We start from the raw sequence: 24862 nt of genomic DNA, 5'->3' as shown, positions 1-24862 counted from the left end.
GGGATTCTGGCGTTTGTTGCGCCGAAATGAGGGTGAGCCAAGCCAGCGCGTTTGGTCCCGCGCCATGGAATGTGTATCTCGCCGCTCGAATGCTGCTTCAGGCGAATCATGCGCGCAAAGCGTGGTTTCGTGCTATCGGGAGAGATAATGAATTTCCTGGCATCAAAGGCGCAACTTCGCGCCAGCTTCCTGCGTTGGTCGCTGTTTCTGGTTCCCCTGATTGTTTTGCTGGGCTTCCTGTCCGGCCGTTTCGGCAGCCCCGATACGGTCTGGTTCGATAGCCTTACAAAGCCGTCGATCTTTCCGCCGACCGCGGCGTTCGGTATTGTCTGGGGCATTCTCTTTGCGATGATAGGGTTTGCTGTCGCGCTGGTGGCCAGCGCTTGGGGAGCGTTTGGACGCCCGCTCGCCCTGGTCGTGTTCGCGGTGCATTTCCCGATCACGCTGGCATGGACGCCAGTGTTCTTCGGCGCGCAAAATATGCAAGGCGGACTGATCGTGATCGGCGCGGCGATTGTGACGCTGCTCGTCGTAATTGCGGCGTTTTGGCGAGTGAGGCGGAGCGCAGGATTGCTTCTCGTGCCGTATCTCGGATGGCTGTGTTTTGCCGGGGCGCTCAACTACATGTTCATTGTCGAAAATCCGGACGGCGGATTGACCGGCGACAGCGGCGCTGCGGTGGAAGTGGTGCTTTAGTTTGGCGCAGCCCATCCGGGCTGCGACTTCCTCGGCCCTATCGGGCCTGCGGGCGGGCGGTCGCCCTTGCGGCTGCTGCGCAGCCGTGCTCCGCGAAGCGATCGCCATGTTGCACTGGCTCGACGCCATAGGCGTCGCAAGGCCGACCGGCCGCCCGCAGCGATGCGACCTTTAGGTCGCGTGAGCGAGGAAATCGCGCTCGCGGATGCGAGTGCGGAACAAAGATGCTTGCCCTTCAGGGTGAGCATTGCCAAATATAGAACATGCAAAGCGAAAACCCGATCATCGCCGACTTCGTCAAGCTCGCAAACAGCGCCGCTGGCACCATGGCGGGCATGACCCGCGAGGCGCGTGAGAGCGCCCGTGAACGCATGCGTGCGGCGATGGGCGGCATGGATTTCGTCAGCCGCGAAGAATTCGATACCGTCAAAGCCATGGCGCAAAAAGCGCGCGAACAGGCTGATGCGCTTGAAGCCAAGGTCGCGGAGCTGGAAGCCAAGCTCTCCGGCAAGTAATTCGCTGCGCCTGCCGCGCTGCGCAGGATTGCAAGCACTCTTCGATCCTCTAAGGTTCAGCGCATCTCCCGCTGATCTTACAGAGGTATCCTATGACCCCACGCTCCCTTTGGTTGGCTACCGCTGCGTTCGCGGCGCTGCCTGTCGCTGCACTTGCTCAGGACACAGAAGAAAGCTTCGGCGGAGCCAAGGGCGCTGATCTTTCAATCGAGGCAATGGAACCCGACGGCAGCGATGTGACGATTGGCCGCGCGGGCGAATACCCTGCCGACATTGCGCGCTATTTGCTCGCCAGCGGTCCGGGCGCCGCCAACCTTTCGCCCGACGGCAAGACGATTGCTTTTTCTTGGGATGTTACGGGCCAGTCCGAGCTGTGGGTCATGCCATCCGGCGGTGGCGTGCCGAAGCAAGTAACTTTCAGGACAGGAGTGCGCGCTCCGGTCTGGACGCCTGACGGCTCCGCCTTGTTTTACTCAGCAGATCGCGATGGCAATGAGCAGCCGGGCTACTTTGCCATTACGCCAGACGGTCAGGCCGAAATCGAGGTGCTGCCCGCCGCGCGCGGCGACTTTCGCCAGTTTGGCGATTTCGCGGCTGATGGCAGTTTCGTCTATGCCTCTACCGCACGCGGAACGGGCGTGTTCGATGTCTATCGCGGCACATTGAACGGCGAAAGCGAGTTGATCGTCGAGGCGGAGCTTGGCCTCGCTCCCCGCTCGATCTCGCCCGACGGCAAATTTGCACTCGTCACCGAGACGGTGGGCGAAGATGCCGACAATCTCTTCCTGCTTGATCTCGCGACCAAAGCGATGACCACCATTTCCAAGCCGCCGGCAGAGGATCGCGCCAGCCATACTCTGGGCGGGTTTGAGTGGATGCCGAATTCATCCGGCTTCTACTTCTCGACCAATGTTGATCGCGAATACGGTACGCTCTCATTCTATCGGCTGGGAAGCGAAACCTTCGCGCGTGTCTTCGAAACCGAAAGCGACGTCGAGAACTTGGAACTGTGCGGCGGCGGACCAGGTGGCCAGTATCTCTATTGGACGCAGAACGAAGACGGCTTTGACGTCCTGCGCGGTTGGCACACAGTCGAAAAGCGCCCTATCACCATGCCTGAGCTTCCTGAGGGTAATTATGCGCTCGATTGCGAGGGCGATGGGCAATTGTTGGTACGCGTGAACGGCTGGCAGACGCCAGGTGAAATCTGGATGACCAATCCTATTGCCGGTACTGCGGAGAAGGTGTTTGCGGCCAACTATGCCGGGCTCGATCCCGACCGTCTGGTTCGCCCGAAAGTGGTGCGTTATCGGGCGCGTGATGGCGTGGAGCTACAGGGGCTGCTCTATCTGCCCGACGGAGCAAGCATTGGCGAGAACGCGCCTCCGGTTGTGTTCTCGGTACACGGCGGACCGACAGCACAATCGCAGGCGACCTACGATCCCATCGCACAATATCATGTCGCGCGCGGCGTTGCGGTGTTCGAGCCCAATGTGCGGGGCAGCACCGGGCTAGGGCGAACCTACACGACACTCGACGACCGCGAGAACCGGCTCGATTCGGTTCGTGATCTTGTCGATATGAAGAATGCGCTTGCCGCCGATGGCTTGATCGACGGAGACCGCGCGGCGGTGATGGGCGGATCGTATGGCGGCTATGCGGTCAACGCAGTGCTCGCTGAATACCCGGGCAACTTTGCCGCTGGCGTCTCGCTGTTCGGCGTCGCCGATTGGGTCACCGCGCTGGAGATCGCCTCGCCCGCGCTCAAAGCCTCGGATCGGATCGAATATGGCGACATCACTGAGGAACGCTGGAAGGAATATTACACGGTCAATTCGCCGATCCGCAAAGCCGATCAGATCAACGTGCCGGTGCTGTATTCGCACGGTGTGATGGACCCGCGCATCGACATCTATGAAACCGAAGTGATGGTAAAAACACTGCGCGCCAACGGGATAGAAGCACCCTTCGTGCGTATTCCGGATGAAGGGCATGGCTGGCGCAAGCTCTCCAACCAGCTGTTCTATTACCGCAAACAGGCCGAATTTATCGAGAAGCAGCTGGGGCTGACCGAAGCTGAATGATTGTCAGCGCGCCCGCCATTCTGGTCGCCTCGCGTCCGCATGGCGAAACCGCGGCAATCGCTCGGCTGCTGACTGAGGAATACGGTCTGGTCGCGGGCTATGTTGCGGGCGGGCGCGGGCGGCAGCTTCGTCCCGTCATGATCCCGGGCAATGCTGTCGCACTGGAGTTGCGCTCAAAGTCCGACAGCCAATTGCCGTTTGCTCGGCTGGAACTGGAGGAAAGTCGCGGGCCGTGGATGACCGAGCCGCTGCCCGCCGCCGCGATCAATTGGGCTTGCGTGCTGACTGCGAGCGCCCTGCCGGAACGCAATCCTTATCCCTCGCTCTACCAGGCGCTCTCAGCGCTCTTGGACGCGGTTTGCCATGCCCCTTCCGCGAGCGGGTGGTTGGCGGCGATGGTTGCGTATGAGACGATGCTGCTGCGCGAGATGGGCTACGGCGGTCAGCGCCCCGATATGGAGGGCGATTTCGAAGCGCAGTTCGACACCTTCCGGGCGCTGCATAGGCCGCTGGGCCGCTATGTGCTTGCCGACAGCAAAAGCGATGTTATGGCCGCGCGGATAGCCTTGGGGGAGCGGCTTGGCCGCATGCTGAAGTGAGCGTTTCAAAATGAAGATTGCAGTCCTGCCCGGCGACGGAATTGGCCCGGAAGTCACACGCGAAGCGGTGCGCGTTCTCGAAACGCTGGACCTGCCGGGGCTGACGATGTTCGACGGCGATGTCGGCGGCGTTGCATACAAGCGCCACGGCCACCCCTTGCCGCAAGAGACGCTGACTATCGCCAAATCCTGCGACGCCGTGCTGTTCGGCGCGGTGGGTGATCCGGACTGCGACGGGTTGGAACGGCACCTTCGGCCCGAACAGGCGATCCTGGGCCTGCGCAAGGAGCTGGACCTGTTCGCCAATCTGCGCCCGGCCAAGGTGTTTGCGGGGCTGGAGCATCTTTCACCGCTCAAGCCGGAGATTGCGGGCGAGCTCGACATGATGATCGTGCGCGAGCTGACCGGCGACGTCTATTTCGGCGACAAGGGCGAGCGGGTGGCGAATGATGGCAGCCGCGAGGGATGGGACATGATGTCCTACTCCGAACCAGAGGTCTCGCGCATCGCACAGGTCGCATTCCGCACGGCTCGGGCTGGCGATTGCCCAAGAAAACAAAGACTTTGTAGCGTCGACAAAGCCAATGTGCTCGAAACCAGTCAGGTTTGGCGTGACACGGTGAAGCACGCGGCGAAGTCCCATCCTGATATCGATCTCAGTCACATGTATGTCGACAACGCCGCGATGCAGATCATCAGCAATCCTGCGCAGTTCGGCGTGATCCTGACCGGCAATCTGTTCGGCGATATCCTCTCCGATCTGGCAAGCGCGGCGGTTGGCTCCATTGGCCTGCTTCCCAGTGCCTCGGTGGGTGAGCGCGAGACCGATCATGGCGTTTTCGGCCTTTACGAACCGATCCACGGCAGCGCGCCCGATATTGCCGGTCAGGGCAAGGCCAACCCGATGGCGACGATCCTGTCGGCGGCAATGATGCTGCGGCACTCGTTTGGTCGCGAAGCTGAGGCCGTGCAGATCGAGACGGCAGTTTCGAAAGCTCTGGCTGACGGCATTCGCGGCGGTGATCTGGGCGGCGAGCATGGCTGCGAGGAAATTGGCGCGGCCGTGCGTGAGCGCCTCTGACGCCGATTGGCGGACATGCTCGATCTGGCCATTATCCTTCCGACACTGAATGAGCGCGGGAACCTCGCGCCGTTGGTCGAACGGATTGAGGGTGCGCTTGGCGCTGAGGGTTGGGAAGTCCTGATTGTCGACGATGACAGCAAGGATGGCACGGCGGACGAAGCGCGCGCACTGGCGCAGTCCGATCGGCGTGTCCGGGTAATCCAGCGGATCGGACGGCGCGGGTTGGCAAGTGCCGCAATCGAAGGGTTTTGCGCAACCGCTGCTCCCTACAGCGCGGTAATGGATGCTGACCACCAACATGACCCGGCGTTGCTCCCCAAAATGCTCGCTAGCCTCAAGGCAGGTGAGGCCGATATCTGTGTCGCCTCGCGCTTCGCCGAAGGGGCCAGCACTGCCGATTGGGCTGAGCCGGAACGCGAAAAACTATCCGGTATGGCCAATGCGATGGCGCGCAGGCTGACCGGCGTCGAGTTGACCGACCCGATGAGCGGTTATTTCATGCTGCCTACCGCAACCGCGCGGGAATTGGTGCCGCGTTTGTCGGGGATTGGGTTCAAAATACTGCTCGATCTGCTCGCGACCTCCGACGAGCCCATCAAAGTGAAGGAATTTCCGCTCAACTTTGCCAAACGCCGCGAAGGCGAAAGCAAGCTTGACCGCGCAATCCTGTTCGATTTTCTCGCCGGGCTTTACGACAAGACATTGGGCCGAGTGATCCCGACGCGGTTTGCGCTGTTCGGGACCGTCGGTGGGCTGGGTGTGATCGTGCATTACGCGGTCTTGTTCGCGCTGTTTCCGCATCTGCTCGATGCGTTTTGGCGCGCGCAATTGGTCGCTGTTCTGACAGCGATGAGCTTCAATTTCTGGCTCAACAATTGGCTGACTTACCGCGACAAGCGCCTGACTGGCTGGGGCGAAGTTCTGCGAGGCTGGGCAGGGTTCTGCCTAACCTGTGCCGTCGGCGGCTTCGCGAATGTTGCCGTCGCGACGTTCCTCGAATCAAGCGGCGTATTCTGGATGCTCTCAGCCTTGTGCGGCATACTTATCGGCTCAGTTTGGAACTTCGCTCTGAGCAGCCGTTTCGTCTGGGGACGGTATTGAGTCACGAGCCGTATCGCCCTGCTTAAACGCAATTTTGTTGGCGACACACGGTTGGTTGGGAACGTCCGTTTTCGTGGCGCGCATAATTCTTGACGCAGCTCGTTGTACGATGCGTTCTTGATTTTCTTTCAGCGCTTGCCGGGTCACGAATATGCAGTCGACAAAACTGCCATTGCCATCGACCCTGCAACGGAAATCGACCTCCACAAGTTCGGGCAGAATTCTGTCGATGTGCGATGGCCAAGCGTTCGCGATTGCATCGCGGTCGGGCCTGAGATCACCTTTCGGCTTAGGGCAGTTGAACCGATCATCGGCGTTTGCTGGAGTTGCCAGCAATAGAAGCGAAGCCACCAGCCTCCTCATCCTCATCTCCAGCCCTCCAGCCACGCCCATTTGGCGAAGCTCATTGGCCCTTCCAATTCGCCCGCCGTCAGGATCTTGAAGAACAGCGCGAAGAACGCCGCACTTCCCGCCAGCACGACATAGCTCACCCAGCGATATTGCGCGCTGCGGTGGATATCGCCGAGGACCAACGCCAGTGCTGCAAGCAGGAAGCAGCTCGGCATCATGTAGTGGTAGTAGAACTGTACTGGCTTGTTCGCGATCAGCCACAGGCCAAGACTCACGCCAAAGCCCACGACCGTCGCGACCTTCGCCCAGTCGCTGCGATACAGGCCCCAGATGAGACACCAGAACAGAGCCGGGAGGCCCAGCAGCATCGTAAGCGGGTTGCCAATCAGCAGCACCCCGCGCTGCGCACTGTCGGTGAATTCGTAGAGATACCAAATGCCGCGCTTGTTCAGCACCCATTGCTGCCATGTGCTCTGATAGGAATGCGGGCTGACGACAGACGCTTGCATGTCCAGCATCTCGCGGTGCAGCCCGATAATCCCCTTTTCGGCGAGCGGGGAGGGGCGCAGATAGTCGCTGAGCCAGTAACCCGGCGCGAATGTCAGGGCATAGATCAACAACGGCACGATCCCGAGCCATACGAACGCTTCGAGCAGTGAAATGCCCGGCACCGGAACGCCGCGGCGGCTGGTCAGCAACCGCCGCCGCCCGGCTGACAGGCGCGCGGCGAAGAACGTGATGCCGGGCACCATTGCGAGTGGCACCGCGTTCCACTTCGATCCCAAGGCGCAGCCGAGCGCGACACCTGCAATGGCCAGTCGCCAGCGCCCGGTTTCGGGCTTGCGGATGGCGGCGGCGAAGAACCACGCAGCAAGGCTCAGAAACATCGCCATAAAGATGTCGAGCATCGCGATCCGGGCGTGAACGAACAGGTGGAACCCCGTCGCCAGCAGAACACCGAAAGCAATCGTGGCGAAGTGATCCTGGCTTGCCTGCCACAGCGCGCGCATGCTCGCGCAGACCGCGATTGTCCCTGCGATCAGTGGTACGATCCTCCAGCCAAGCGGGGTATCGCCGAACAGGTATATGCCCAGCGCAATCAGCTGTTTGCCGAGCAGCGGATGCTCGCGATTGAGGTATTCGCCGCGCCCTTCGAGGATCGCCAGCATCTCGCGCGCGGCGGGCAGATAGTGCACTTCGTCGAAATACGGCGCACTCGGTATGGTCAGGCGGATGCTTGCCAGTGCCGCAAATATGGCTGGTATCAGCAAGCACCACAGCCACGGATCGCGCGGCAATTCAGGTGGCCCCGCTAGTTCTTGTTCGGAGACAGAGGGTGTGGCGACCGCTGACATGGTTGCCAAGCGCTTAGGTAAGCGCTTGGCAGCGGACAAGAGTATTTACGCTTTGGCGGGGTTCGCGACAGAGGGTGTTTCAGTTTGATTTTCCAACCAGAACAGGCGCGCAATCATCGCGAGCAAGCCAATGCTGGCCGTGCATCCGCACAACAGCGCCCACAGCGGGACGTTCATTCCGACCTTGCGGGCGCGCGGGGCGATGAAGAACAGCGCGATCATTACGCACATCACCAAATCCCACCACACTTGAATTCCGGTCAGATTGACGGAGTGGTTGGTGAAGAACATCACCACGCCTTCCTGCCAGATCTGCACTGCCGTGTAGGCACCGAAGCCGCCGGAAAGCATCGCGGCAAGAGTGGAATTGCCATGTGCTGGTTTGGCGAAGACGATGTAGGCCCACGCCGCCGCCCCAAAGATGATTATGGCCCAAAAGGTGATTTGCAGCGTGTCCATCGGTCAATCTCCGAGTCGTTATGTAGCGAGTGCTACAAAGACTGGTAACCGAATGTAGCAATCGCTACAAGCGCAAAATGGCGAACCCACCACTTTCCCGCGAAACGCTGCTGCCCAAACTTGCTGCGCATGTGCTCAACAATGGGCTGGGCGGGGCGAGTCTGCGGCCTCTTGCGAAGGCAGCGGGGACCAGCGACCGGATGCTGATCTATCATTTCGGGAACAAGGAGCAGCTGGTCGCCGACTTGCTCGAACATATTGCCGGCATCTACTCCACAGCGCTCGATGCGGCGATGGGAGCTGATCGTCCCAAGACTCGCAATGAATGTTTCGAGCGCATTCTGGAGCAGGGCCGACACCCGATGATGCAGCCCTTCATGGTGCTGTGGTGGGAGATTGTCGCCGGATCAGCGCGCGGGATTGCGGGCTATCGTGAAGCTGCCGATGCGATGATGACCAAGCAACTTGCCTGGCTCGAAACGCAAATGCCCGAAGGCGATCCAGACCCTGCAGGCGGCGCTCGTTATCTGATGACGCTGCTTGAAGGGACGTTGATGCTTGGCGTGGTCGGGCATGAACGCACCGCAAGCGACGGTCTGGACGCAAGCGGGTTGTAAGGCTCCGCACGCGCCCCTAATCGTCCCTGCCATGAAGAAGACCACCGGAATGGACCGCGCGGCAACGCGCAATTGGCGACCTGCCACCCGCGCCGTGCGCGGCGGGACCTGGCGCAGCGAGCATGGCGAGACCAGCGAGGCCTTGTTCCTCACTTCGGGCTACGCTTACGACGATGCGCAGACCGTTGCGGATCGTTTCGCTGGTGATGCGGATGGCATGACCTATTCGCGCCTACAAAACCCGACCGTCGCGATGCTTGAGGAGCGGATCGCGCTGTTGGAAGGGGCCGAGGCTTGCCGCGCGCAGGCCAGCGGAATGGCGGCAATGACCGCTGCGCTTTTGTGTCAGCTTTCTGTTGGCGATCACTGTGTTGCCGCGCGCGCGGCTTTCGGTTCTTGTCGCTGGCTGGTCGACAGTCTCTTGCCCAGGTTCGGGATCGAAACGACGGTGATCGACAGCGCCGAGGATGCTGCATGGGAGGCGGCAATCCAGCCCAACACCAAGGTATTCTTTTTCGAGACTCCGGCCAATCCGACGCTCGATATCGTAGACCTGCAATTCGTCTGCGACCTAGCGAAGGCGCATGGAATCACAACGGTGGTCGACAATGCTTTCGCCAGCCCTGCGCTCCAGCGCCCGATGGAATTCGGCGCGGACGTGGTCGCTTATAGCGCAACCAAGTTGATGGACGGTCAGGGCAGGGTGCTCGCCGGTGCCATTTGCGGCAGCGAAGAATGGATCAACGAGACGCTTCTGCCGTTCCAGCGCAACACAGGGCCGAACCTCTCCCCATTCAACGCGTGGGTGGTGCACAAGGGACTTGAAACGCTCGATCTGCGAGCCAAGCGTCAGAGCGAGCAAGCCGTAGCGCTGGGTCAATTCCTCGAACCGCGTCTGGAGAAGGCGGGCGGTCAAATGCTGCATCCCGGCCTGCCCAGCCATCCCCGCCATGATCTCGCGCTCGCTCAAATGGACATGACGGGACCGATCTTCGCCTTCGACGTTGGAACCCGCGAACGGGCCTTTGCTATCCTCGATGCGCTAGAACTGATCGATATCTCGAACAATATCGGCGACGCGCGCAGCCTAATGTGCCACCCGGCCTCGACCACGCATGCCAGTCTGAGCGAGGACGCCCGCATGGATATGGGCGTGACCGAGGGGCTGCTGCGGATCAATGTCGGACTAGAAGATATCGCCGACCTGAAAGAAGATATGGATAGGGCGTTGGTAGCAGCGACTTTATGAATTGAAGCGGGGTCGATCGACGGAAAGGTTACATCATGCCTTACGGATTTATGGATATCGCCCTGACGCCTTCAGTTCGCGCAGCGCAAGCTGAAAACGATGCGGCGGGATTGTTCGAGAATTTTGAGGGCGACCGCGCGTTTGATCACTTCGATGACAACGCGGCTGCGTTCATAGCTGAACGAAACTCTTTCTATATGGCGAGCGTTTCGGAGACTGGTTGGCCCTATGTCCAGCATCGCGGCGGCCCGACGGGGTTCCTCAAATTGCTCGATGAACGCAGAATTGGCTTTCTCGATTTTCGCGGGAACCGGCAATATATCTCGCTTGGTAACCTTTCCGCAGACAATCGGGTGGCGCTGTTCTTGATGGACTACAAGCGCCGCCGCCGCATGAAGATGTTCGCTCGCGCCTCCTATCATGACCTGACAAGTGAGCCTGAATTGGCGGCCGCGCTGCAATTGCCTGATTATGGTGGAGTTGCTGAGCGCGCTGTGGTCCTGACGTTAGAGGCCTACGATTGGAATTGTCCTCAACATATCACTAAAAAGTTCGACGCAGCAGAAGTGAAGGAGGCAGTCTCAAATCTCGAGACTCGTGTAGCAGAACTTGAAAAAGAGAATGCACAATTGCGGCTGCAATCGAATGAGGGTGCGTGAATTAGGCTCCTGTCCTGAAACCCAAAAGGCCGGGCGGATGTGCCTCACACATTCCGCACCGGCCTGATGCACATTGGTCCCTTGCGGGATCGCTTGAAACGACACGTGATCGGGTCACCTGCCTTCCGCCGGACAGCGGGGGCGTGTTCCTTTTGGCTGACAGCGCCTAACAAACCTCCCAGATTTTGAGGAAACGCGAAATTAACCATGATGGGGCGAAAGGCAGGGGCGAAACTGACTTCACCATTGTGCAATGCAGCATAAGCGCATAGAACAGCACCGAACGCATCGGGGCACAGCTCTCGATCTACTCGAATTCTGGAAATTCCCATGACTGTAGACCGCTCCTTCGCGGCAACATTCCGCCGTGACTGGCTGGCTCAGCCGCGCGCTGACATCCTTGCCGGTATCGTCGTCGCTCTGGCGCTGATTCCGGAAGCGATTGGTTTCGCCCTGATCGCGGGCGTAGATCCGAGCGTTGGCCTTTATGCCTCGGTTGTGATCGCGATGGTAATCGCGCTGACCGGCGGGCGGCCCGGCATGATCTCGGCGGCGACCGCTGCGGTTGCCGTGGTGGTGATCCCGCTGGTCGACGAATGGGGGGTCGATTACCTCTTCGCTGCGACAATCCTGATGGGCATTTTCCAGGGCATCGCTGCGCTGCTCAGGCTCGACCTGCTGATGCAATTCGTCAGCCGCTCGGTTATTACAGGCTTCGTCAACGCACTCGCGATCCTGATCTTCATGGCGCAAATCCCGCAATTGCTGCCCGGAAATGACGGAGTGACCTGGTGGACCTACGCCATGGTCGCGGCGGGTCTGGCGATCATTTACGGCTTTCCGCGCATCAGCAAGGCTGTGCCAAGCCCGCTGGTGGCCATCGTCCTGCTGACAGCGGCGGCGGTGTTCTGGGGCCTGCCGGTCAATAACGTCGCGGGCGAGGGTAAACTTCCCGATGGACCGCCATTCTTCGCGATCCCCGACGTGCCGCTGACCTGGGAAACGCTGAAAATCATTGCGCCATACTCGCTGACGATGGCGGCTGTCGGCCTGCTGGAAAGCCTGCTGACGGCGCAGATCGTCGATGACATGACCCACACGGACAGCAACAAACAACGCGAGAGCGCGGGCCAGGGCGTTGCCAACATTGCGGCTGCGTTCTTCGGAGGAATGGGCGGCTGCGCGATGATTGGTCAGTCAGTTATCAACGTGGCCTCGGGCGGCCGTGGTCGTCTTTCGACATTTACCGCAGGCGCGTTCCTGTTGTTCTTGCTTACTGTGCTTGGCTCATACGTTGGGCAGGTCCCGATGCCGGCATTGGTCGCAGTGATGATCATGGTATCGATCGGGACGTTCAGCTGGAACTCGATCCCGAACCTGCGCCGCCATCCACCCACTAGCTCGCTGGTTATGATCGCGACCGTCGTGGTGGTTGTCTGGACGCATGATCTGGCGCTGGGCGTGCTTGTAGGCGTGCTGCTTTCGGGCATCTTCTTCGCCAACAAGGTCCGCAACTTGTTCACGGTCGAGCGCGTGCGCCGTCCGCACAGCGCGGTCTATGTAGTGACAGGTGAAATCTTCTTCGCCAGCGTCGACAAGTTCATGGAAATGCTCGGCCCGGAAAGCCAGTACGAAGACGCTGCACACAATGTGGTGATCGACGTGTCGAAGGCGCATTTCTGGGACATTTCGGCAATTGGTGCGCTGGAAAAGGTCATTGACCGCATGCGTCGCAACGGGCGGCATACGCGGGTTGTCGGGTTGAATTCGGCGAGCGCTGACCTGTTCGACAAGTTCGCACTGGAAGACCGCACCGGGATCGAGCTGGGGCTGGCTCCGCATTAAGTCCCAAAAGGACGATCAGCGGTGGCTTTCGCCATCATTCAACCAGCTTGCAACTTGGCAAGTTGGACCTCATTCTTCGCCGTGAATCGTGGATGGGGTAATTTGAGATGATGAAGAGATTCCAGAGGCTGTCGGGAGCCATTTTCCTGAACCTGTTGGCCGCATCCCTGAATATTTCCGCTGCTGTTGCTCAAGACGTCGAGCGCGGCGAGGTGAGTGCTCAGACCAATTACATTTATGAACAACGCGTAGCGATAAAGACCATCGACGAACGTGAACTGGTCTACTTTCTCGACCGTCCCGAAACGGATGAGAAGGTCCCGCTATTGATCATGGTCGACGGATCAAGTTGCATTGGCCAACTGCGTCCGACCATCCGTTATAGCTATCGGCCCGGCAACGATCGCCCGATCAAATATGCACGGGTCATGGTGGAAAAACCCGGCGTTGCTCATGATGCCGGCTATCCGTCCGAGTGCAGCGAGGAATTTCTCAAACATTACACGATGGACCAGAGGGTCATCGACCATTTGCGCGTGTTGCAACACCTTCGCAAGACCGGTGCAGACTGGTGGAACGGCGAAGTGATGATTTGGGGTTGGTCGGATGGTGGTGACATCGCGGTGCAGCTGACTGCCTATTACCCAAACGTCACACGCGCAGTACTAGGTGCGATGGGCGGTGGTTACACGATGGCGGAACACTTTCAGGATTTCTGGATTTGCCCCGAGGACCGCTTGAAAGAGAAACGCGAAGACTGTCTGGCGTCGCTCAACGAACAGTTTCAGCAGATGGTCGACAACCCGACCTGGACCAAGACCTGGTCAGGAAAGGATAACAGTTGGAAAGTGTGGCCCACGCGCCTCTTCGCGCGCCACTCGCAAGTGCTTAAGGACAATCAGGTTCCGATACTCATCGTCCATGGTGAAAAGGACTTCGATTCCACTCCGGTTCAAAGCGCACGCAAGCTGGTCGAGCTTCTCAAGGAAAGCGGCAACTCGTCCTATACCTATTGGGAAGTGCCGGGGATGGGGCACGGCGCGGGCAAACTGCCAGAAGCGCAGAAAGAGGCGTTCAAAACTGCCATGCTTCACTGGGTACTGGGTGTGGATCCGGGGCCGGGTGGGCCTCCTGATTTTGGAGCGCAGCTCGTTTCGGAATAGGTCTGTGTGCAGCCCTGCACAGAGTTGGGCTATCTGGTCGATTTGTACCCTTGCAGGGTGCTCTGGCGATTGGCCTTGCCTCACAATAGTCTCCATGCGACCCACCACCATAAGGGAGAAACCACATGGCCAATCGCGTTGAACTCATCTTCGATTTTGTCAGCCCCAACGCCTATCTGGTGTGGTGGCCGCTGCGTGAGATCATCAAACGGACTGGAGCAGAGCTTGACGTCATTCCGGTATTCCTCGGCGGTATGCACAAGCTCACCGGCAATGCTCCACCGATGATCCGTGACGCGGATGTGAAGGGCAAGGTCGAATATTCGATGCTCGAGATGCGCCGCTTTATCGAGAAGCACCAGCTGTCCAAATACAAGCTCCACCCGCAATTTCCGTTCAACTCGATCACGCTTCAGCGGATGCTGCTTGCGGCAGATCAAGACGGGCGCGGGGTGCAATTCGTTGAAGCGCTGCTGCCCGCCATCTGGGAAGATGGAATCGATATCAACGATCCGGGCGAACTGGGTGCGGCAGTTGGAAATGCAGGCTTTGACGCGGCCGACCTGTTCAAGCGGAGCCAGACCGACGAGATCAAACAGGGCCTCGTCGCCAACACCGACCAAGCGGTAGAACGCGGCGCGTTCGGCATTCCGACCATGTATGTCGGATCACACGGCGCAGCGCCGGACACATTCGAGATGTTCTTCGGCAAGGAACGCCTTGGCCAGATCGAGGAATTGCTCGCCGCCGGTTAGGCTTGCGTTTGCCTGCCGTATTCATAGGTTTGCCTCTGCGATTCGATGCAGACGGACGCAATGGGGGCCTATGTTTTTTCGAACCATTTTCGTGTTGGCCTTGGCTTTGGCCAGCTCTGTCGCCTTTGCGCAGGAACCATCGTCGTCTGAAAGCGCGGAAGCTGTGTCCGCGAGTGATGTTCCGCCGCTCATTCCGACCCAGTACTTTGCCGGGCGCAATGCGCTTTGGAATTCTCAGTTGTCCCCCGACGGACAGACCATGTCGTATTTCGAACGGACCAATGACGGCGTTCGTATGCAGGTAGCTTCTCCGCAAACGGGTGAGCCGATCGACGGAATCAGGTTTGCTCGCGGGACGCTAGTCGATTGGACGCGATGGGTCAGCGACGACAAGATGCTCATCAAGACGTCCGCCATTGCCATCCGCGGGAACTATTATGTTCGCGTCACCCGCTTGCTTATCGCTTACCCCAAAGAGGGGACATTTGATTTTCTCGTTGAAGATCAGCGGGGATTCAATGGCGGCAATGTTCTGCACGTTTCCGAAGATGGGGAACATGCGCTGATTGCGCATCGCGGCGATGGCCGCATGTGGCAGCCAAGCGTGTTTCGCTACGAGCTGAAAAAGGGCGGGGAGGTAACCAAGGTCCTCGAGCCGAAATACGATGTTTCGACGTGGATTGCAGATGATAACGGCGTCGTGAGGTTGGGCATGGGATGGCGCGGTCGGCGCCTGCTTATTTTCTATCGCGAGAATGATGGAGACGACTTCAAGCGGGTCGCGAGGATCAAGCCCGGGGATCAGGAAAGCTATTTCGATGCGATCCAGATCATCAGCGGTTCTAACCGCGGCTATGTTCTCGACGAAAACGACGAAGGCCGGGTTGGTCTGCGGGTGTTCGATTATGCCACGCGCGAAGTTGTCGAAACCTTCTACGAACATCCGAACTGGGACATCGAAGATGTCTGGATCGAAGATGGTAAGCCTCTGGCCGCGTTCTACACCGACGACCGGTCTCAGATCGTCTGGTTTGATGACGAATACAAACAAGCGTACGAGAAACTGCAAACTGCTCTAGGTGATCGTGATCTGTGGATCGTATCGCGATCCGAGAACGGCAAGCAGATGCTGGTTTGGGCTGGCAATGAAGCCGATCCCGGCGTGCTCTATTTCTACGACGAAGATGCCAAATCACTCAAAGAACTGGCCCAATACCGACCGAAGATCGATTTTCGCAAGCTCGCAAAGCCCAAGGCGATCAGTTACACGGCGCGCGACGGCACTGACATTCGGGCTTACCTAACTCTGCCCAAGGGACGCGAGCCAACCAAGCTGCCGCTGATCATTCTTCCGCATGGTGGGCCTTTCGGCATTCGCGACCAATTGAGCTACAATGACGAGGTCCAGTTGTTGGCCAATCGCGGTTATGCCGTGCTGCAACCCAATTTTCGCGGATCCGGCGGCTATGGCACTGACTTCTACGATCTTGGTGTCGGACAAGTTGGTCGGGGCATGCAGGACGATCTCGACGACGCGATGGACTGGGCGGTTGCTGAAGGCATAGCCGACCCGGCACGGGTTTGTCTGGTCGGCGGGTCCTACGGCGGATACGCGGCGCTTTGGGGAGTTCTGCGCAACCCCGACCGTTACCGGTGTGCGGCAAGCTGGGCAGGTGTGACCGACTGGACCCGGATGCTCAAATATGATCGCCGCGTGCTGACGCGAAAGGCCGGAAAGCGTTGGACTGCCAAGATCGAAGGAGATGAGGATCTCAATCTCAAAGATGTCTCACCCTATCGGCTGGCGAAGAATCTCAATCGACCGGTGCTGCTGGCGCACGGCACGTTGGATGACAACGTTCCCTTCAAGCAATTCGAACAGATGACCAAGGCGGCGAAAAAGGCACCTTCGCAGCTAACGACGCTGGTCATCGAAGGGGAGGGACACAGCTTTTCGACCGCTGCGAATGAGCAGAAATGGTATGATGCGCTCGATCAGTTTCTTGCCGAACACAATCCTGCAGATCAGGTCGACGAAAACGGCGAATTGAAGCCGATTGCGGCGCCAGAGGGATCTTCGATCTTTCGCAAGATCGAATTGCCTACAAGTTCTGGCGGTGCGTGAATCTGTGTTCTTCGGGATACAGGGTGGATTAAGACCGTTGGGCCTCTTGTGACGAAGCCCAGAATTGCTACGTTGAGAATCGTATGAAAGAGCTGTTTCAACACGCTGCTGTTACCGACGGGGTCACCGTCCGGGTTGCCGTCAATTTCCTGCCGGAGCAATCGCATCCCGAGGCTGGCAAGTGGTTCTGGGTGTATCACATCCGGATCGAGAACGGCTCGCATGAGGCGCTGCAGCTGCGCACCCGGCATTGGCGGATCACCGACGCACGCGGCATGGTGAACCATGTCGACGGCGAAGGTGTGGTCGGCGAACAGCCGCATCTCGCGCCGGGCGAAAGCCATGATTACGTCTCCGGCTGTCCGCTGACGACGCCGCATGGTTCGATGGAAGGGTTTTACACGTTCCTGCGGTCCGACGGTTCGCCGATCGAAGTGCGCATCCCGTTCTTCCCGCTCGCGGCTCCGGAAACAGCTGACGGGCGCTCCTAAACCTACGTTTGCATTCCAGTAGAAGAGCTTGGCGCGCGGGTGCTTGCAGCATCGCGCGCGCAGGGATAAGCGCGCTGTTGTGAAACGCACGCATCTCCCCCTCAATGCGCTGCGCGTCTATGACGCGGCGGCTCGGCATCTCTCCTTCACCCGTGCAGCGGATGAGCTTGCGGTGACGCCTGCTGCAGTCGGCCAACAGATCCGCGCGCTGGAAGATCACCTCGGCGTGGTGCTGTTCCGTCGCACCAGCAAAGGGCTGGAGCTGACACCTGAAGGGGAGGCCGGGCTGGACGCTTTGCGCGAAGGGTTCCTGCGGTTCGAGGAAAGCGTGCAGGCGATGCAGGCCGGGCAGGCGTCCGACCGCTACACGATCGCCGCTCCGCGCGAATTCTACGCCGAATGGCTCGCGCCGCGCCTTGCCGAGTTTCAGGCGGGGACCCCCGGTGTGCTCTATTCGATCATCGCCGATGAGAATGCGGATTTCACCGAGGCAAACCTCGATCTCGCGATCCGGCTGGTTGATGGCCCGGGTGAACTTGAGGGGGTTCAACTCGCTCCGGCTGAGCGAGTGACCGTGGCGGCTCCCGATGCGCGCGATGCGTGGATCGATTGGCCCGGCGCGGCTCTGCCCGATGGCACCAAGGCGTGCATCAAGGCTGGCAGCGCTGGGCAGGCTTTGTCTTCTGCGCTGGCGGGCATGGGGCGCACGGTGCTGCCGCTACCGTTGGTTTCAGGCGCAGTCGGAAGCGGCGCGCTTGTGAAGCAAGGCGACCCTGAAGACAGCCGCCGCGCCTATTGGCTGGTAGCACCGCTGCCGCAATGGCGCAGCAAGAAAGTGAAGGCGCTGGTCGCGCATCTCACCGGTGCGTAAGATCATGTCGATTACCACCGACCGGTTCACCATGCGCAAGTTGCTGCCGACAGATGCAGCGGCGTTGTTTCCGACCCTCTCCGATCCTTCGCAGTGCCGGTATCTTACCCGCCCGGCCTTCGCGAACGAGGAGGAGCTGTGGGGCTGGTTGAGCCAGCGCGATTGGAATGGGCGCACCTGGATCGCAGAGGATAAAGACGGCGATGTAGCCGGGCGGTTTGTCGCAGTCCCCGCGCATGAGGAAGGCGTCGAGGAAATCGGCTACATCACCTGCAAGCATCGCCAACGCGAAGGTGTGGCGCGCGAGTGTGCCGCTGCGCTGGTGGAGTTCCTGTTTGATGAAGGCGCTCGCAAGCTCACAGCCGAGGTCGACACCCGCAATGCCGCGTCGGTGAAGCTCCTGGAAACCCTCGGCTTTGTCCGTGAGGGCCACTTCCGCGAACACGAGACGACACATGCCGGCCTATGCGATGTGTATTGGTATGGTGCGCTGGCCAGCGAACGTGCGTGAACTTACTCACCCTTGTGAATGATTACGATCGCCTGACCGGATGCGCTTGCCTCTTCGCAGGCATCCATGAAGAGATTGCGCACGGCTTCGATGTCCAGCGATGATTTGCCCAGCGCGATGAGCTGATCGCGCTCGCCGTTGATTACATTCTGAACAAGTTCGACGGTTTCGGCCGAGAAGAATCCCATGCTCCAGCTTAGGTCGTCATCTGGAAGTATCCCATGTGGGGAATCCGCAATCGCACTCTGTGCCAAACTGTCTCCCACCCCCATTGTTTCACCAAGCCTTTCAAAAGCTTCCGCGAAAGCGCCGATGGACATGGCGCACACGCCCACGTGGGTTCCCAGAGCGTTAAGTGAGCCAACGACCGCGCCTATGCGTTTCTCGGTGTCGTCTTCGAATGCGGTAACAGGCAGGAGCCGTTCCTGAGCTACCCAGAATTCAAATTCCTCATTCATTGTTGACTATCCCATAGGGCTCACCGCTACTATTGTAACAATATTCGCCATCATTATTTCGTTTTGGATAGGTACCGCCTAGAGGCAAAGCGTGCTCTCCGACTATATTATCACCATCAATGCCTATGACCAATCCGACAAGTGATGGTGGCGGGTCGCTCAGAAGTGCCTTTTTCATATGATCGATCACGATAGTTCTATCACTTTTCGATCTATAGAATGCGCTTTTGGTTCCTTCTTCTGTCAGTTTGTAATCTTCATAGCTGATATTGTTGTCTTTTTGAGAAATAGGCACCAAACTATCCGCTGTATTATCATCGCCACCGGGCCTTCGATTGTTATTGGCTTCGAGCTCAAGCACTGTCTTTGCCACCCATTCACAGTCCATTTGATACCCTTTGGTTTCTGTTTTCTTCTTGCTCAAAGTGGCATTTTTCCCCTTCGCTTCCACTATGAAGATCTTGATGATCTGCTGGTTATCGGCTCTTTCGATCCAGACTTGATCGAATCCGGGCCCGGATGCAAACCCAGTGAACAATTGTGTATTCTTGTATTTATTTGCCATGTAGATCGCGGCTGCTTCTTCTCCATAGGTCTCGGTTAATTTACCTCTATCTTGAGATAATCCATCGTTATGCTTGTCGAATTTTTGATCTAATTCTTTTTGCTTTCTGTCGTCTTCTTTTTGTTTGACGCGGGCAGTAAACTTGTTCCTTCGTTCATGTGCCTTCATCATATGTAGAAAAAGCTGTTTCTTATCAGATCGTTGAGCGTAACCGCCTTCGATCTCACTCAACGAATTTTTTGTCGCAACCTTGGCGAGCGGGCAATACTCTGAGGTAAATTTCTGCCTTCTTTCCTCGCGTTGCCTGCGCTCTTTTCGGCTATCGGTGTCTCGAAGCTTTAGGCCTTTTGTTTCTCGGAGATTTGACGTGTCGAAATCCTTTTGGGGATCGGAATCGTCACGGTCGCGCTTCTCGCCCTGTGGAGGCGGAGGCGGAGGCGGAGACGGGGGTTCCACGTCAGATCGAGCCAGACGAACGGGCGCGCAGGCGACGATCGACGCCAGCGGGAATGTTGTCGACTATGCGTTTCATCAACACCGAAGAATTGAGGATGCGCCCCACACGCTGTTGGGTGCTCACTTTGCTATTCAATAGCGCCGCATCGATCGATGGCGCTTCATAAAACTTGGCATCGTAGCGACCGAGTAGCTCACCTATGCCGACCAGCGAAGGTACATCTTGAATGTCGTACTCGATCCCTAAATCGACAGCGCGGTTCGCACAAAGTTTGGCAGTTTCTTGATCCGCGCCCTTCGCTTCAAGTTCGCCGGCAACATCGTTGAATGTCTGCTCAATCGCTTTATCCGCGAAAGCATCCATGGTCTGATCACTGATGATGATCAAAGCGGGCCCCCAGTCTTGTTTGGAACTGAGCCTCTGGCTCCAACTCCAATTAGAATGCGATCACCCGAATTCGGCAGTTCTCTGCGCGTATTGCAGCGCGCTATCACATTTACTGGTAAACTAAAAACCGGAAGATGACTTTTGCTGCAACCTGCCGCCATTTCATGGCGCGAGTGTTCGTCTAACCTTTGAACAAAAACCGGTTGAAGGATGCTCTGTGCTGCGCTCGCTGCATGAGCGCAATGCGGAACGTGTGGCCCGCATTCCGAGCTTGCGGCATCTCTTGTGATCTTCGGCAGACAGAGTAAGCTGGCGACCGCACCAATGCGTGCGTATCGTCAGTTTCTCAGGAGCATCCTCGGAAAGGTCCATGCAGTGATCACGGTCTCCGACGATCTGTATGCGAGCTATCAGGAAAGCGATTTCTACACCTTCCTGTTCGAGTTTCTTCAGGAGAAATCGGGGAATTCGGCGTTTCGCGATGCGCTCGCCGATAAAGGCCGGATGCGCAGTTTTTGGCAGCCCTATTTCGATCCGGAGGGCGACAGGATGGAAATGGCATTGCGGCACGCCTACGCTCTTGGCTGTAAATTGCTGGGCGAACCGCTGAACGGATCGATTGCTGGGGACATCTCGGACATGCAGATGAAAGCACTGCTGGACAGCAACGGTTTTGTTCCGTTTTCTTCGTTCGATCGGAGGGATGATTGATGGTCGGCATGGGGGGCGGCACGAGCCCGGTTCAACCCTGCAACGATCCTTGCGCGCAGGGCCGTCAGGATGACATCGCGCTCGCGAACGGAGCGCGGGACCTGTCGGACGGGTACGAATCCGGGGCCGTCAGCCGTGGCGGGCATCAGGGGCGTACCTGTGCGCAACGCGCGCCGGGCATGAAAGCAGTGGCCGATCGATTTGATCGCTATGGAGAAGCCTTACCCAGCGCCCGGGCGGCAAACGACCTCAATGTGTTGGGCGATGCCAATACGAACAATGCGAGCGCGCCCTGTCTCGAACGCCTGCCGTTGGATGCCGATGCACTCAATCGCGAACTTGGCATCCCGCCGGGCAGTCCGAATGCGATAACTCCCAACGATTTGCGCAACGATACGACCGGTCACCGTGCGGCAATCTACCGTTCACAGACTGACGGGCGGTTGATCATGGTTTCTCGCGACACGCAGCCGGATTCACTTGTCGACTGGAAGACCAATATTGAGAATGGTCAGGGCTTCGATACTGATCAGTATGCGTCGACCCGCAGACTTGCGACCAAGCTTAACGCGTCGGGCCAGAACTTCGATATCTCAGGGTACTCGAAAGGAGGAGGCCTCGCGCAGGAAGCCGGTCTGCTTTCGCCTAACTCCAACGTTTATGTGTTCAACAGCGCGGGTCTCCACGAAGCATCGCTGGCGCGTACAGGGCAAGCAAACTTTCAGTCGCTCCAAAACCGCACCCGCTCGTTCAGCGCAGAAAACGACTTTCTGACATTCATGAACAACACCACAGATGCCGATCGTGAGGTGCGCAACGCGCAGTTCCTGCGGACGCACCTTGCCGGTGAAATGTCGGGCTCAATGAATCCTATGGAGATGAAGTACAGCAACCCCGCTCACCGAATACTGGCTGGTCAAAGAACTCGGAACCGGCCCGAAGTTGCTGCAGCCCAGCACGCCGCCAACGAAGTGTTTCAGGCCGATCGCGCGCGGTTCCTGCAATCGGTTGACGATATGATTGCCGGTGCAGAAGAAACACCGGGCTACGATAGGCTTTTCCCGCCGGTCAGATCGATGTCGCACGATACGGTTCCAGGTCGCTGGGGTGTGATGTCGAGCGTGGCTGGCTCAACAGGCGCAAGTGGCGATGAGGCGCGCTTCGGAAAACTTGTCCAGCACAAGATGTCACAGGTATTGGGACCGATGGAAAAGCAACACGAAGAAGACCGGGAGACCTTGCAAGGGTTTCTGAGGTCATGCGGTTCGTAGTCGGAGCGCTGATCGCCGCCGTAATGTTGACGGTCGTGGTCGCGCTTTGGGTGCAGTGGAATGGAAACAGGAAGAGCGTGATGCAGTTTAGTGGACAGGATGCCGTGCTCGAAGAAGCCATCGTCGCCGACGATCCTGCTGCGGTAAATTCCGCTTTGGCGGGCGGCGCAAACGTGAACGCGCGCGGCGCAGTGGGGGTTACCCCGCTTGCCTTCGCGGTCGGCACGGGCAAGCAGGCCGCCGCCCGCGCACTGATAGCCAGCGGGGCCAATCCCAATATCGAGGATGACGAAGGCGACACCGCAGTCACGCTCGCGGTCAACACCTACGCCCGGCAGCCCGACCTGCTGCCCATGATCCTCGACGCGGGCGGCAATCCCAACCAGCTGCGTCCCGATGGCGACCCGGTGATCGTGCGCTTCATCAACGGCGCCAATCTCGATGCGATTACGCTGATGCAAAGCAAGGGGGCGGATATGAGCGCGATCGCCAATCAGCAGCCGCTGGTCGTATTCGCCGCGTACGGCACCGATTGGGACGTTGTGTGGCACCTGATCACGCTCGGCGCGGACCTGACCGATCCCAAGGCGCGCGAAGGGCTGGTCGAGGCGTTCAAGGTCCCCGGCGCGACGCTCCCCGATAGCCCGCTCTACCCGGCGAAGGTGAAGGTGTACGAGCGCCTGCGCGAGCTCGGCGAGGAGCCCGTGCCCCCGGCGGAGTATGAGGGGAGCTGAGGGTTTTTTGTTTCGCGCGTTTTTTGTGTTCCGCACCCCGTCCGGGGTGCGATTTCCTCGGCCCTATCGGGCCTGCGGGCGCCCGGTCGGGCTTGCGGGCCTTCGGCCCGTCCTCCGCGGCCAAGCCAGCTAAGTAGGACTGGTTCGACGCAGCAGGCGTCGCAAGCGCGACTGCGCGCCGCCGCTTATGCGGCGTAGCCAAGCGGGCCGGGAAGCGAAGCTGAACGAGCGAAGCGAGGACACCGCCCGCGCCCGGCGCCTGAGGGCGTAAGGAAACAATCTCATTTCCCCAGCACAATCCGCTCATTCCGCTCGCGTCTTGCTATGATTTCCGGGTCGGTGGGAATGCGCTTTCCGATCCTTCCCGCTTCCACATGGGCGAGCCATTCTCGGGCGTGCCGGATTGCCTCGCCGTCACCCGGTGGGGCGGCCACGCCGTAGGTGGAGCGCCCGGGGCCGAGCGGCTGTGATTTGTTGAATTCTCTCGCGCTCATTCTCCGTCCTTCTGATCCGCCAGCTTCTTCTCCCATTCGACCTGCCGCCTGATCCCCTCAACCTTGCGGTCGATGCTCTCGCGCACGCGGCGGATCGTGTCGGGGTGGTTGGCGATGCGGAGCCGCTCTTCCTCGACCTCGCGGCGGATGCGTTCGTAGAGCGGATGGCCGGGGCCGATATCCTTCGTCGGGTTGTAGCGATCGGGCAGGCGGTTGCGCAGGAAGAACATGACCAGCGCTTCGTTGTGGCGGGTCTCGGTGCCGAGCACCTTGCCGGAGGAGACGACCATGCGCTCCTCGCCTTCGATCGCACGGGTGAGGGCAGTGGCCTCCAGCCGCGAGACCCCGCGATCAATCGCTGCGTCCCACGCGCTACGAAAGCCCTCCGCACCGGGCCGCTGGCGCAGCTTGTAAAGCGCCTCCATGCTCTTGCCGATATGCCGCGCGGCAGCGGTGACGATCCCGGTAGCGGCGAGATGCGCGATGAACTTGCGCTGGAGATCGGGCGTGATCGAGTTGCGCCGCGGCCGCGCATGCGGAACCGGCGCAAAGTCGAGCAACGGATCGTCAGGCGCGGGAGGCTCATCTACCCACGCAACCGCCGATGTTGCCTGACGCGGCGTTTTGCGCAGATTCTTAGTCATAGTGAGTAGGCGGAGTCGGAGCGAAAGCGGAGACGGCACGAAGTGCCACCGCGGAGGTGGCTTGGCGGGCGATGGCGCGGTGGTTGGTGAGCGTTCCCCTCCCGCTTGCGGGAGGGGTTAGGGGTGGGCGCGTATCGTCCGGCGTCGGAGGCCCACCCCCGACCCCTCCCGCAAGCGGGAGGGGAGAAGTTTGGTCGCGCTGTTCGGAAGGGTCATCCATGACCGTCCCCAAAATGCACATTCCCTCTGAGTAGGAAAATGGTTTCTGGCTTGGTCCGCAACTTACCCATTCGTCATTGCGAGCCGTAGGCGAAGCAATCCATGGTCCACCCTCTCATCTAGGCGCAGCGATGGTCCATGGATCGCCGCGTTGGCCCTCCGGGCCGCCTCGCGATGACGAGCTTTGGGCGAAGGCACACCCCCGTGCCACCTTGCTCGGCTGGAGGAAGCGGGGCTGGTGAAACGCGAACCCTCCCGCCACGACGCGCGGGTGACGCTCTACAGCCTGACCAAGCAGGGCGTGATCGGCGTGGGGCGGGTGCTGGAGCGGATGGTGGGGTAGGGGTGCATGCCATGGCTATTGCCAAGGGAAGAATACAGATATTCGGGGT

At 59.2% G+C, this 24862-nt stretch carries 27 protein-coding genes; 20 read left to right on the top strand and 7 right to left on the bottom strand.

All coding sequences use genetic code 11. The annotated features are described in order from the left end of the window. The first annotated feature begins 147 nt into the window (after nt 1-147). The 6 genes from Q0837_RS08350 (at nt 148) to Q0837_RS08325 (ending at nt 6079) form a co-directional block, all read left to right on the top strand. Nucleotides 148-696 (top strand): TspO/MBR family protein, encoded by a 549-nt coding sequence (locus Q0837_RS08350; RefSeq protein ID WP_298467508.1) that lies wholly within the window; start codon nt 148-150, stop codon nt 694-696. A gap of 263 nt (nt 697-959) precedes the next feature. Next, nucleotides 960-1211 carry an accessory factor UbiK family protein gene (locus Q0837_RS08345; protein WP_298467505.1) on the top strand — a complete coding sequence of 84 codons (252 nt, stop codon included), beginning with the start codon at nt 960-962 and terminating at the stop codon, nt 1209-1211. A gap of 92 nt (nt 1212-1303) precedes the next feature. Beyond that, a complete protein-coding gene (locus tag Q0837_RS08340; RefSeq protein WP_298467502.1) occupies nt 1304-3295 on the top strand; it encodes a prolyl oligopeptidase family serine peptidase in 1992 nt (663 codons plus the stop codon). Then, nucleotides 3292-3894, top strand: a complete 603-nt coding sequence (locus Q0837_RS08335; RefSeq protein WP_298467498.1) for a recombination protein O N-terminal domain-containing protein — start codon at nt 3292-3294, stop codon at nt 3892-3894. The genes Q0837_RS08340 and Q0837_RS08335 overlap by 4 nt, the downstream gene beginning before the upstream one ends. A gap of 10 nt (nt 3895-3904) precedes the next feature. Beyond that, complete coding sequence (gene leuB / locus Q0837_RS08330; protein WP_298467496.1) at nt 3905-4975, top strand: 3-isopropylmalate dehydrogenase; 1071 nt, start codon at nt 3905-3907, stop codon at nt 4973-4975. Between the two features lie 15 nt (nt 4976-4990). Further along, on the top strand, nt 4991-6079 hold the full coding sequence (locus Q0837_RS08325; RefSeq protein ID WP_298469848.1) for a glycosyltransferase family 2 protein: 1089 nt from the start codon (nt 4991-4993) through the stop codon (nt 6077-6079). 365 nt (nt 6080-6444) lie between these two features. Here the strand turns inward: Q0837_RS08325 and Q0837_RS08320 are convergent, their stop codons facing one another. Continuing rightward, the gene (locus tag Q0837_RS08320; protein WP_298467494.1) at nt 6445-7785 is read right to left on the bottom strand and encodes a phospholipid carrier-dependent glycosyltransferase; all 1341 of its coding nucleotides are present in this window, start codon (nt 7783-7785) and stop codon (nt 6445-6447) included. A 45-nt stretch (nt 7786-7830) separates the two neighbouring features. Next, nucleotides 7831-8244, bottom strand: coding sequence for a hypothetical protein (locus tag Q0837_RS08315; RefSeq protein WP_298467489.1), 414 nt, complete (start codon nt 8242-8244; stop codon nt 7831-7833). A gap of 77 nt (nt 8245-8321) precedes the next feature. Between Q0837_RS08315 and Q0837_RS08310 the strand changes: the two genes are divergently transcribed. The 10 genes from Q0837_RS08310 to Q0837_RS08265 all read left to right on the top strand — a co-directional run bounded on the left by Q0837_RS08310 (nt 8322) and on the right by Q0837_RS08265 (nt 18530). Beyond that, nucleotides 8322-8861 carry a TetR/AcrR family transcriptional regulator gene (locus tag Q0837_RS08310; protein WP_298467486.1) on the top strand — a complete coding sequence of 180 codons (540 nt, stop codon included), beginning with the start codon at nt 8322-8324 and terminating at the stop codon, nt 8859-8861. A 31-nt stretch (nt 8862-8892) separates the two neighbouring features. Further along, nucleotides 8893-10110, top strand: coding sequence for an aminotransferase class I/II-fold pyridoxal phosphate-dependent enzyme (locus Q0837_RS08305; protein ID WP_298467483.1), 1218 nt, complete (start codon nt 8893-8895; stop codon nt 10108-10110). 35 nt (nt 10111-10145) lie between these two features. Then, complete coding sequence (locus Q0837_RS08300; RefSeq protein WP_298467481.1) at nt 10146-10769, top strand: pyridoxamine 5'-phosphate oxidase family protein; 624 nt, start codon at nt 10146-10148, stop codon at nt 10767-10769. Between the two features lie 330 nt (nt 10770-11099). Continuing rightward, complete coding sequence (locus Q0837_RS08295; RefSeq protein WP_298467479.1) at nt 11100-12614, top strand: SulP family inorganic anion transporter; 1515 nt, start codon at nt 11100-11102, stop codon at nt 12612-12614. A 107-nt stretch (nt 12615-12721) separates the two neighbouring features. Further along, nucleotides 12722-13777 (top strand): alpha/beta hydrolase, encoded by a 1056-nt coding sequence (locus tag Q0837_RS08290; protein WP_298467477.1) that lies wholly within the window; start codon nt 12722-12724, stop codon nt 13775-13777. 125 nt (nt 13778-13902) lie between these two features. Then, entirely contained in the window at nt 13903-14532 is a 630-nt protein-coding gene (locus tag Q0837_RS08285; protein ID WP_298467475.1) for a 2-hydroxychromene-2-carboxylate isomerase, read from the top strand. Nucleotides 14533-14602: 70 nt separating this feature from the next. Beyond that, nucleotides 14603-16657, top strand: coding sequence for a S9 family peptidase (locus Q0837_RS08280; RefSeq protein ID WP_298467473.1), 2055 nt, complete (start codon nt 14603-14605; stop codon nt 16655-16657). 83 nt (nt 16658-16740) lie between these two features. Further along, nucleotides 16741-17148 carry a Co2+/Mg2+ efflux protein ApaG gene (gene apaG, locus Q0837_RS08275; protein WP_298467471.1) on the top strand — a complete coding sequence of 136 codons (408 nt, stop codon included), beginning with the start codon at nt 16741-16743 and terminating at the stop codon, nt 17146-17148. Nucleotides 17149-17227: 79 nt separating this feature from the next. After that, on the top strand, nt 17228-18019 hold the full coding sequence (locus Q0837_RS08270) for a LysR family transcriptional regulator (RefSeq protein WP_298467469.1): 792 nt from the start codon (nt 17228-17230) through the stop codon (nt 18017-18019). 4 nt (nt 18020-18023) lie between these two features. Continuing rightward, entirely contained in the window at nt 18024-18530 is a 507-nt protein-coding gene (locus Q0837_RS08265; RefSeq protein WP_298467467.1) for a GNAT family protein, read from the top strand. A gap of 2 nt (nt 18531-18532) precedes the next feature. Here Q0837_RS08265 and Q0837_RS08260 read toward each other — a convergent pair whose 3' ends face one another. The 3 genes from Q0837_RS08260 to Q0837_RS08250 form a co-directional block, all read right to left on the bottom strand. After that, nucleotides 18533-18988, bottom strand: a complete 456-nt coding sequence (locus tag Q0837_RS08260; protein ID WP_298467466.1) for a hypothetical protein — start codon at nt 18986-18988, stop codon at nt 18533-18535. Next, the gene (locus Q0837_RS08255) at nt 18981-19784 is read right to left on the bottom strand and encodes a hypothetical protein (RefSeq protein WP_298467464.1); all 804 of its coding nucleotides are present in this window, start codon (nt 19782-19784) and stop codon (nt 18981-18983) included. Before Q0837_RS08255 ends, Q0837_RS08260 begins: the two co-directional genes overlap by 8 nt. Nucleotides 19785-20010: 226 nt before the next feature. Further along, nucleotides 20011-20397 carry a hypothetical protein gene (locus Q0837_RS08250; RefSeq protein WP_298467463.1) on the bottom strand — a complete coding sequence of 129 codons (387 nt, stop codon included), beginning with the start codon at nt 20395-20397 and terminating at the stop codon, nt 20011-20013. Between the two features lie 324 nt (nt 20398-20721). On the opposite strand from Q0837_RS08250, the gene Q0837_RS08245 reads away from it, so the two are divergent. Genes Q0837_RS08245 through Q0837_RS08235 form a run of 3 tightly spaced genes read left to right on the top strand, consistent with a single transcriptional unit; the run spans nt 20722 to nt 23113 of the window. Beyond that, nucleotides 20722-21108: a hypothetical protein gene (locus Q0837_RS08245; RefSeq protein ID WP_298467462.1), complete on the top strand. Its 387-nt coding sequence runs from the start codon at nt 20722-20724 to the stop codon at nt 21106-21108. After that, nucleotides 21108-22379 (top strand): hypothetical protein, encoded by a 1272-nt coding sequence (locus tag Q0837_RS08240; RefSeq protein WP_298467460.1) that lies wholly within the window; start codon nt 21108-21110, stop codon nt 22377-22379. Before Q0837_RS08245 ends, Q0837_RS08240 begins: the two co-directional genes overlap by 1 nt. After that, nucleotides 22367-23113, top strand: coding sequence for an ankyrin repeat domain-containing protein (locus Q0837_RS08235; protein ID WP_298467458.1), 747 nt, complete (start codon nt 22367-22369; stop codon nt 23111-23113). Before Q0837_RS08240 ends, Q0837_RS08235 begins: the two co-directional genes overlap by 13 nt. A 281-nt stretch (nt 23114-23394) precedes the next feature. Here the strand turns inward: Q0837_RS08235 and Q0837_RS08230 are convergent, their stop codons facing one another. Together Q0837_RS08230 and Q0837_RS08225 are read right to left on the bottom strand one after the other, a co-directional pair. After that, nucleotides 23395-23607, bottom strand: coding sequence for a hypothetical protein (locus Q0837_RS08230; RefSeq protein ID WP_298467456.1), 213 nt, complete (start codon nt 23605-23607; stop codon nt 23395-23397). Then, entirely contained in the window at nt 23604-24251 is a 648-nt protein-coding gene (locus Q0837_RS08225) for a hypothetical protein (RefSeq protein WP_298467453.1), read from the bottom strand. The genes Q0837_RS08230 and Q0837_RS08225 overlap by 4 nt, the downstream gene beginning before the upstream one ends. A gap of 403 nt (nt 24252-24654) precedes the next feature. Here Q0837_RS08225 and Q0837_RS08220 point away from each other — a divergent pair, with 403 nt between their 5' ends. Beyond that, complete coding sequence (locus tag Q0837_RS08220) at nt 24655-24813, top strand: winged helix DNA-binding protein (protein WP_298467450.1); 159 nt, start codon at nt 24655-24657, stop codon at nt 24811-24813. The last annotated feature ends 49 nt before the right edge of the window (nt 24814-24862 follow it).

The organism is uncultured Erythrobacter sp. (assembly GCF_947499705.1).
Lineage (GTDB): Bacteria > Pseudomonadota > Alphaproteobacteria > Sphingomonadales > Sphingomonadaceae > Erythrobacter.
Note: the sequence above shows the minus strand (reverse complement) of the source record. Positions and strands in the feature narration are given on the sequence as shown.

What these genes read in the sequence shown, in the direction of transcription:
- Q0837_RS08350 (WP_298467508.1), top strand. Translation starts at nt 148, where the DNA reads ATGAATTTCCTGGCATCAAAGGCGCAACTTCGCGCCAGCTTCCTGCGT.
- Q0837_RS08345 (WP_298467505.1), top strand. Translation starts at nt 960, where the DNA reads ATGCAAAGCGAAAACCCGATCATCGCCGACTTCGTCAAGCTCGCAAAC.
- Q0837_RS08340 (WP_298467502.1), top strand. Translation starts at nt 1,304, where the DNA reads ATGACCCCACGCTCCCTTTGGTTGGCTACCGCTGCGTTCGCGGCGCTG.
- Q0837_RS08335 (WP_298467498.1), top strand. Translation starts at nt 3,292, where the DNA reads ATGATTGTCAGCGCGCCCGCCATTCTGGTCGCCTCGCGTCCGCATGGC.
- leuB (WP_298467496.1), top strand. Translation starts at nt 3,905, where the DNA reads ATGAAGATTGCAGTCCTGCCCGGCGACGGAATTGGCCCGGAAGTCACA.
- Q0837_RS08325 (WP_298469848.1), top strand. Translation starts at nt 4,991, where the DNA reads ATGCTCGATCTGGCCATTATCCTTCCGACACTGAATGAGCGCGGGAAC.
- Q0837_RS08320 (WP_298467494.1), bottom strand. Translation starts at nt 7,785, where the DNA reads ATGTCAGCGGTCGCCACACCCTCTGTCTCCGAACAAGAACTAGCGGGG.
- Q0837_RS08315 (WP_298467489.1), bottom strand. Translation starts at nt 8,244, where the DNA reads ATGGACACGCTGCAAATCACCTTTTGGGCCATAATCATCTTTGGGGCG.
- Q0837_RS08310 (WP_298467486.1), top strand. Translation starts at nt 8,322, where the DNA reads ATGGCGAACCCACCACTTTCCCGCGAAACGCTGCTGCCCAAACTTGCT.
- Q0837_RS08305 (WP_298467483.1), top strand. Translation starts at nt 8,893, where the DNA reads ATGAAGAAGACCACCGGAATGGACCGCGCGGCAACGCGCAATTGGCGA.
- Q0837_RS08300 (WP_298467481.1), top strand. Translation starts at nt 10,146, where the DNA reads ATGCCTTACGGATTTATGGATATCGCCCTGACGCCTTCAGTTCGCGCA.
- Q0837_RS08295 (WP_298467479.1), top strand. Translation starts at nt 11,100, where the DNA reads ATGACTGTAGACCGCTCCTTCGCGGCAACATTCCGCCGTGACTGGCTG.
- Q0837_RS08290 (WP_298467477.1), top strand. Translation starts at nt 12,722, where the DNA reads ATGATGAAGAGATTCCAGAGGCTGTCGGGAGCCATTTTCCTGAACCTG.
- Q0837_RS08285 (WP_298467475.1), top strand. Translation starts at nt 13,903, where the DNA reads ATGGCCAATCGCGTTGAACTCATCTTCGATTTTGTCAGCCCCAACGCC.
- Q0837_RS08280 (WP_298467473.1), top strand. Translation starts at nt 14,603, where the DNA reads ATGTTTTTTCGAACCATTTTCGTGTTGGCCTTGGCTTTGGCCAGCTCT.
- apaG (WP_298467471.1), top strand. Translation starts at nt 16,741, where the DNA reads ATGAAAGAGCTGTTTCAACACGCTGCTGTTACCGACGGGGTCACCGTC.
- Q0837_RS08265 (WP_298467467.1), top strand. Translation starts at nt 18,024, where the DNA reads ATGTCGATTACCACCGACCGGTTCACCATGCGCAAGTTGCTGCCGACA.
- Q0837_RS08260 (WP_298467466.1), bottom strand. Translation starts at nt 18,988, where the DNA reads ATGAATGAGGAATTTGAATTCTGGGTAGCTCAGGAACGGCTCCTGCCT.
- Q0837_RS08245 (WP_298467462.1), top strand. Translation starts at nt 20,722, where the DNA reads ATGCGTGCGTATCGTCAGTTTCTCAGGAGCATCCTCGGAAAGGTCCAT.
- Q0837_RS08240 (WP_298467460.1), top strand. Translation starts at nt 21,108, where the DNA reads ATGGTCGGCATGGGGGGCGGCACGAGCCCGGTTCAACCCTGCAACGAT.
- Q0837_RS08235 (WP_298467458.1), top strand. Translation starts at nt 22,367, where the DNA reads ATGCGGTTCGTAGTCGGAGCGCTGATCGCCGCCGTAATGTTGACGGTC.
- Q0837_RS08230 (WP_298467456.1), bottom strand. Translation starts at nt 23,607, where the DNA reads ATGAGCGCGAGAGAATTCAACAAATCACAGCCGCTCGGCCCCGGGCGC.
- Q0837_RS08225 (WP_298467453.1), bottom strand. Translation starts at nt 24,251, where the DNA reads ATGACTAAGAATCTGCGCAAAACGCCGCGTCAGGCAACATCGGCGGTT.